Annotated in this window: 8 protein-coding genes and 6 tRNA genes; 3 read left to right on the top strand and 11 right to left on the bottom strand. The window is 34.2% G+C overall.

All coding sequences use genetic code 11. The annotated features are described in order from the left end of the window. The first annotated feature begins 108 nt into the window (after nucleotides 1-108). On the top strand, nucleotides 109-861 hold the full coding sequence (locus tag F3G98_RS03580; protein ID WP_149725750.1) for a DUF4198 domain-containing protein: 753 nt from the start codon (nucleotides 109-111) through the stop codon (nucleotides 859-861). A gap of 45 nt (nucleotides 862-906) precedes the next feature. Here the strand turns inward: F3G98_RS03580 and imm40 are convergent, their stop codons facing one another. The 8 genes from imm40 to F3G98_RS03540 form a co-directional block, all read right to left on the bottom strand. Further along, nucleotides 907-1,245, bottom strand: a complete 339-nt coding sequence (imm40, locus tag F3G98_RS03575) for an Imm40 family immunity protein (RefSeq protein WP_012001130.1) — start codon at nucleotides 1,243-1,245, stop codon at nucleotides 907-909. Continuing rightward, entirely contained in the window at nucleotides 1,242-1,808 is a 567-nt protein-coding gene (locus F3G98_RS03570) for a hypothetical protein (protein WP_012001129.1), read from the bottom strand. The genes imm40 and F3G98_RS03570 overlap by 4 nt, the downstream gene beginning before the upstream one ends. A gap of 210 nt (nucleotides 1,809-2,018) precedes the next feature. Next, nucleotides 2,019-2,093, bottom strand: a tRNA-Glu gene (locus F3G98_RS03565). 6 nt (nucleotides 2,094-2,099) lie between these two features. Beyond that, nucleotides 2,100-2,175 (bottom strand) — tRNA-Lys (locus F3G98_RS03560). Between the two features lie 117 nt (nucleotides 2,176-2,292). Then, nucleotides 2,293-2,369: transfer RNA gene (locus F3G98_RS03555), tRNA-Asp, on the bottom strand. A gap of 11 nt (nucleotides 2,370-2,380) precedes the next feature. After that, nucleotides 2,381-2,456 (bottom strand) — tRNA-Val (locus F3G98_RS03550). Between the two features lie 16 nt (nucleotides 2,457-2,472). Further along, nucleotides 2,473-2,548 (bottom strand) — tRNA-Glu (locus F3G98_RS03545). A gap of 13 nt (nucleotides 2,549-2,561) precedes the next feature. Further along, nucleotides 2,562-2,637 (bottom strand) — tRNA-Lys (locus F3G98_RS03540). 147 nt (nucleotides 2,638-2,784) lie between these two features. On the opposite strand from F3G98_RS03540, the gene lepB reads away from it, so the two are divergent. Together lepB and F3G98_RS11035 are read left to right on the top strand one after the other, a co-directional pair. After that, entirely contained in the window at nucleotides 2,785-3,285 is a 501-nt protein-coding gene (gene lepB / locus F3G98_RS03535; protein WP_103607720.1) for a signal peptidase I, read from the top strand. Next, entirely contained in the window at nucleotides 3,251-3,484 is a 234-nt protein-coding gene (locus F3G98_RS11035; protein WP_103643051.1) for a S26 family signal peptidase, read from the top strand. Before lepB ends, F3G98_RS11035 begins: the two co-directional genes overlap by 35 nt. Nucleotides 3,485-3,645: 161 nt before the next feature. Here the strand turns inward: F3G98_RS11035 and F3G98_RS11030 are convergent, their stop codons facing one another. From F3G98_RS11030 to trmD, 3 genes are all read right to left on the bottom strand, one after another. Further along, complete coding sequence (locus tag F3G98_RS11030; RefSeq protein WP_103607719.1) at nucleotides 3,646-4,167, bottom strand: ComEA family DNA-binding protein; 522 nt, start codon at nucleotides 4,165-4,167, stop codon at nucleotides 3,646-3,648. Nucleotides 4,168-4,303: 136 nt separating this feature from the next. Further along, on the bottom strand, nucleotides 4,304-4,660 hold the full coding sequence (rplS, locus tag F3G98_RS03520) for a 50S ribosomal protein L19 (RefSeq protein ID WP_103607718.1): 357 nt from the start codon (nucleotides 4,658-4,660) through the stop codon (nucleotides 4,304-4,306). 8 nt (nucleotides 4,661-4,668) lie between these two features. Beyond that, on the bottom strand, nucleotides 4,669-5,309 hold a 641-nt coding region (gene trmD, locus F3G98_RS03515; protein WP_149725876.1), incomplete at its 5' end, for a tRNA (guanosine(37)-N1)-methyltransferase TrmD.

The raw sequence follows: 5,309 nt of genomic DNA, 5'->3' as shown, positions 1-5,309 counted from the left end.
AAATTTTTCTAAAAAATAGCAAAATTTAGATCTATAAAAATTTAACAATATTTTTGTGACATATATTAGAAATAGAAAAATAGACATTTTAATCTGAAAGGATAGGTAATGAATAAACATTTATTTGCACTTTTGGCTTTGGCAGCATTTAGTAGCCACTCTTTAGCTCACGAATTTTGGCTTTTTGGAAGCAGCAAGGACGTAACTAGCGTTGATATCGGCTACGCAGACGACTTCCCAACTGTTGAAAAGATACCAGATAATAGGATCGCTCTATTTGAAGCCCCATACGTTATAAACAAAAATGGCGAAAAACTGAGCTTAAAACAAAGCGGTGAAAACTACCACTATGAAAGAGCCAAACTAGAAGACGGCTCATACCTTATAGCTGGCGAGTATAAGCCTACGTTTTGGACAAAAGCGAGCGATGGCACATGGCACATGGGCAAAACCAAAGAGGATATCAAGGACGCCAAATACTGCAAAAAAGCGAGCATGAGCGCAAAAGGCGTCATAAACAAAAACGCCAAGGACGACTCTGTGACAAAGCCTTCACAGCAGCGCTTAGAGATAGTCCCACTTGACAATCCAGAAAATTTCAAAGTTGGTGTGCCATTTAAAGTGAAAATTCTATTTGAGGGCAAACCTTTAGAAAATGCTACGCTTGATGGAACATTTGATGGATTTTTAAAAGAAAAAAGCGCATTTCACGGTCAAACTGAGCCAGATGGTACGATAGAGGTGCTTGCACTTAAACCTGGAAAATGGCTACTACAAACAGTGCATAAAATGCCGTTTGCCAACTCAAAAATTTGCGACGATGAGACGATCGCAGCAACACTTGCATTTGAGCTAAAATAGTAAATTTAGCAGTGGGCGTATCGGCTTGATACGCTCTTTTTTGTATTATTTTGTTGCATTTGAGACTATTAGGGTATAAATAAAATTATCTCCATTGTTTTTATAATAATTATTTATATATTCACTTGCTTTTTCAAAAGATTTTATAAAGTTGCTCCCAGAAAAGCTCCAGCTATCATATGTAATGATGATTTCACCACCATTTAACTCATAAACATCTCCACCAAGCACCATCATCTCTTTTTCTTTGATAATGTCTAAAACTTTTATAACATCATCAAATTTCCAGCCGATCTCATAAACACCGATTTTTTCTCTTAGAAAAATCCCCGTACTTAATAGTGATTGAGGTAAAATATTTATAAAGTCTAAATCTATAATCATAAATTTTCCATCATATCCGTCCAAAACGGCACATTTTTATATTCACTTATATATTTTGGAATATAAACACCACAAAATTCATGCAACAAATACTCTTGCAAATTTCTACCATAATAGACTATATCATCGTAATAAATTGATAAGACTGGCGGATCGTTATCATCATTCATCTCTGGCATAAATCTATGAGAACAGACTGGTATGATCTTTGGTGCATTTTTATATAGTTCAGCCACAATTTCAACTCTTTGCTCTCTTGATATCTTGCACCATTGATCTGGTGAATAAGCGTTATTTGGTATATATTCTTCAAAAGAGGCGCTTTTCACAAATTCATAAAAATGTTGCATCATATTTTTTATTTTCGTGACATTTCCACTTGAAAAATCACGCCAATTATAAAACCCATCCGAAACTGGCAAAGCTGTAGCCAAAAACGACTTTAAAGAAAGAGGAAATTTAATCTTATAAATTTCATATATTTTTTCAAGCTCGTTTTGAGTAAGACCGGCGTCAAATTTAATACCACTATCTTTCAGAAGTTTAATAATTTCTAAATACACTATTCAATCCCTATAAAACTTTTATAATGATTTAAATAAATTTCAAAATCTAAAATTACTCCTACTAAAGTTGATATTTTAGAACCACAGTAATCATTCTCTAAAGTATTTAATATATTTGTATAGAAGTATAGATATTACGACTTATAACAAAATACAAATAATTGAAACTTACAAGAAAATACAATTTTTATTTAAGAATTTAAAAAATGGTGACCCATACGAGACTCGAACTCGTGTTACCAACGTGAGAGGCTGGTGTCCTAACCGCTAGACGAATGGGCCAAAAGATGGTGCCCCGTGTAGGTCTCGAACCTACGACCCCATCATTAAGAGTGATATGCTCTACCAACTGAGCTAACGAGGCAAGATTAAGTATCAATAACAAATCATAAAGTGTTATCTTAAAACTTATAATCTTAAAATTTAATTTGATCACTCAAAAAAACATAGAATCAAGAACCTTAACCTAAGGTTTAGTAGATGGCGCAGCGGACGGGGCTCGAACCCGCGACCTCCGCCGTGACAGGGCGGCATTCTAACCAACTGAACTACCGCTGCACCTAAAGTAATGGTGGTCGCTATAAGACTCGAACTTATGACATCCACCTTGTAAGGGTGGCGCTCTACCAACTGAGCTAAGCGACCTAAAATTTAAAATATCTGGCGACCCTTAGAGGATTTGAACCTCTGTTTCTACACAGAGAAAGTAGAGTCCTGAGCCACTAGACGAAAGGGTCATAAACCCAAAAATGGTGTCCTGCGTTGGATTCGAACCAACGGCCCCCTCATTAAAAGTGAGATGCTCTACCGACTGAGCTAGCAAGACATTTGTTTAAAAAAGAATTGAGATTATACAAAAAACATTATTATATGTCAAGAAAAAAGAAATCCTCCTATACACGGTCGTCTTGAGATGTTAAGCAAAATTACTATACAATTACAACCAACTTAGTAGATAAAGGATGTTCTCTTTATGAAAAAATTTTTTATAAAATTTATACTTGGTATCATTGCATTATTTATCGTAATGCAAGTATTCTTTTTAAGGATATACTTTGTTCCCACAAGATCAATGGAGCCAACATACAAGATTGATTCTGTTATAGTTGCAACTCTTTTTGACTACGGTATATTAAACCCATATAGTCCTTTCTCGCAAACGCCTCTTATCTCATCAAAAGCCGATAGTGGGCACATATTAGTTTCTACTGCCCGTCCGGAGCGTGGAGATGTGATAGTTTTTAGAAATCCACTAAGTCCAAAAACTCACATTATGAAACGCGTTTTTGCTGTTGGTGGTGATGAGGTTCAATTCACTTGTGACGGTCTTTATTTAAAACGTCCGCAAGACAAAGAATTTATTTTTGATCCGTATAAAGAACAATTTGCAGGTATACACTATGATGAAGACAGTGCAATGATGTTTAATGCCTTAGAACATGAGTATCAAAAAAGGACTAGAAGAAACTCTTAACAATAAAGACACTTCAGAGATGGCTTCATCTAAATCAAATTTAGATACTCCGGATTGTCAAAATGTTTTTATATGGAAGTTAGAAAAAGATACATTTTTCATGGTTGGCGATAACCGCAATCACTCTTTTGATAGTAGTTTTTTCGGTGTAATTCCATACAAATTTTTAGTTGGTAAAGTTAAATGGCAGGTATTTTGACACAAATTAGTAAAACACCTTGGCCAAAGATGAAAATTAAGCAAATTATCGGATCAATGAAATTTAAAGAAGGTTATAATACTTTTTGTCAATTATAATTAAAACAAAAAATATATGAATTTATAAAACCCACTTGTAAAGACAAGCAGGTTTAAAATGTTTTATTTCTCTAGTTTTTCTTTAAGTTTTTCTTTTTTAGATTTAGCTTTTGAAGCAGCTTTTTCTTTCTTTTCTTTTACTTTGTCAACAACTTTGTCTTTTTCATCTTTTGCTTTTTCACTCATGCCAGTTTCATCTTCTTTACTAGAAGTTAGCTCTTCTTTAGTTTTAGAAGCTTTCTTTTTAAATTTATCTTTTTTGTCAGAGATTTTTTCTTTCATCTCGTCTTTTGCCTCATCCATTTTCTTCTTACCAGCTTTTGCTTTTTCGCTTATTTCGCTCTTGCCAGTAGTAGAAATTTCACCTTTTAGGTTATCAAAAGTTTTATCACCGATACCATTTACATTTTTGAGATCGTCGATTGAATTAAATTTATTTGCTTTTCTATACTCAATGATCGCATCTGCTTTTGCACTGCCAATACCATCAAGACTCATAAGTTCCTCTTTTGTAGCTGTGTTTAGATTGATTGCTGCCATAGCCAAAGACGCAATAGCTGCAAGTGAAATCAAAATCTTTTTCATTTTTATTCCTTAAAAGTAAATTTGAAGTAAAATTCTAGCAAAGAGTGATTAATGAAGTATAAATATGAAGTAATATAAAAATAATTTTAAGTATAGTTTATAGGAGAAAATCCCTGAAAATTTCAGGGAAAAAGTTTTATTTTCTAAGTTCGCGGATCTTAGCTGCTTTACCGCGTAGTTCGCGTAGATAGAATAGTTTAGCTCTTCTAACACGACCTTTTCTAAGAACCTTTATCTCTTCGATAGAATCGCTAAATATTGGGAAAATTCTCTCAACACCAACGCTGTTAGCGCCGATTTTTCTGATGATAAATGTTTCACCAGTACCGCTACCACGTCTAGCTATACAAATGCCTTCAAAATTTTGAATTCTCGTTTTGTCTCCCTCGTGAATACGAGTAGCCACACGCAATGTATCTCCTGCACGGAAGTCAGGGATATTCTTACCAGCAATTTGATCATTTTCAAACGCTTCAATGTATTTATTTCTCATGTTTTTCCTTATTTATGTGGCTTTAGCTTTTGATATAAATCAGGGCGAAAGTACCTTGTTTTGCAGTGAGCCATCTTATTTTTTAAATTGTGGATTTTAGCATGATTACCCTTTAAAAACTCTGAAACAACAAAAAGGGATTTAAAATTATCAGGTTTTGTAAAAGATGGAGCTTCAAGCAGGTTATCCTCAAAGCTCTCTACTTCAAGGCTCATGTCGTTTCCCAAAACACCAGGCACATTTCTTGATATCGCATCACTCATACAAAGTGCTGGAAGCTCTCCGCCAGTTAAAATAAAATCACCTATGCAAAAAACTTCGTCCGCCCAAACCTCAACAACTCTCTCATCAAGACCTTCATATCTACCGCAGACAAAACAAATATGGTCTTTTTTAGAGAGCCTTTTCGCGTCATTTTGACTAAATTTTTTACCGGCTGGTGTCAAAAAAATAATATGGGCATTTTTATCTTTTTCTTTTAGAAATTTGATCGACTCATCTAAAGGCTGTGGAAACATCAAAAGCCCTGCTCCACCTCCGATCATATAGTCATCAACTTTATTATACTTATCATTGGTAAAATTTCTTGGATTTATAAAATCAATTTCTATAAATTTATTACTAATCGCACGTTTTAAAATAGAATCAC

It is taken from the genome of Campylobacter concisus, assembly GCF_902460895.1.
In the GTDB taxonomy this organism is placed as follows: domain Bacteria; phylum Campylobacterota; class Campylobacteria; order Campylobacterales; family Campylobacteraceae; genus Campylobacter_A; species Campylobacter_A concisus_BC.
The sequence above is the reverse complement of the archived record's forward strand: the minus strand, read 5'-3'. Positions and strand labels throughout refer to the sequence as shown.

Excerpts from the sequence above, each read along its gene's own strand:
- imm40 (WP_012001130.1), bottom strand. The coding sequence starts at position 1,245 with ATGATTATAGATTTAGACTTTATAAATATTTTACCTCAATCACTATTA.
- lepB (WP_103607720.1), top strand. The coding sequence starts at position 2,785 with ATGAAAAAATTTTTTATAAAATTTATACTTGGTATCATTGCATTATTT.
- F3G98_RS11035 (WP_103643051.1), top strand. The coding sequence starts at position 3,251 with ATGAGTATCAAAAAAGGACTAGAAGAAACTCTTAACAATAAAGACACT.
- F3G98_RS03580 (WP_149725750.1), top strand. The coding sequence starts at position 109 with ATGAATAAACATTTATTTGCACTTTTGGCTTTGGCAGCATTTAGTAGC.
- rplS (WP_103607718.1), bottom strand. The coding sequence starts at position 4,660 with ATGAGAAATAAATACATTGAAGCGTTTGAAAATGATCAAATTGCTGGT.
- F3G98_RS11030 (WP_103607719.1), bottom strand. The coding sequence starts at position 4,167 with ATGAAAAAGATTTTGATTTCACTTGCAGCTATTGCGTCTTTGGCTATG.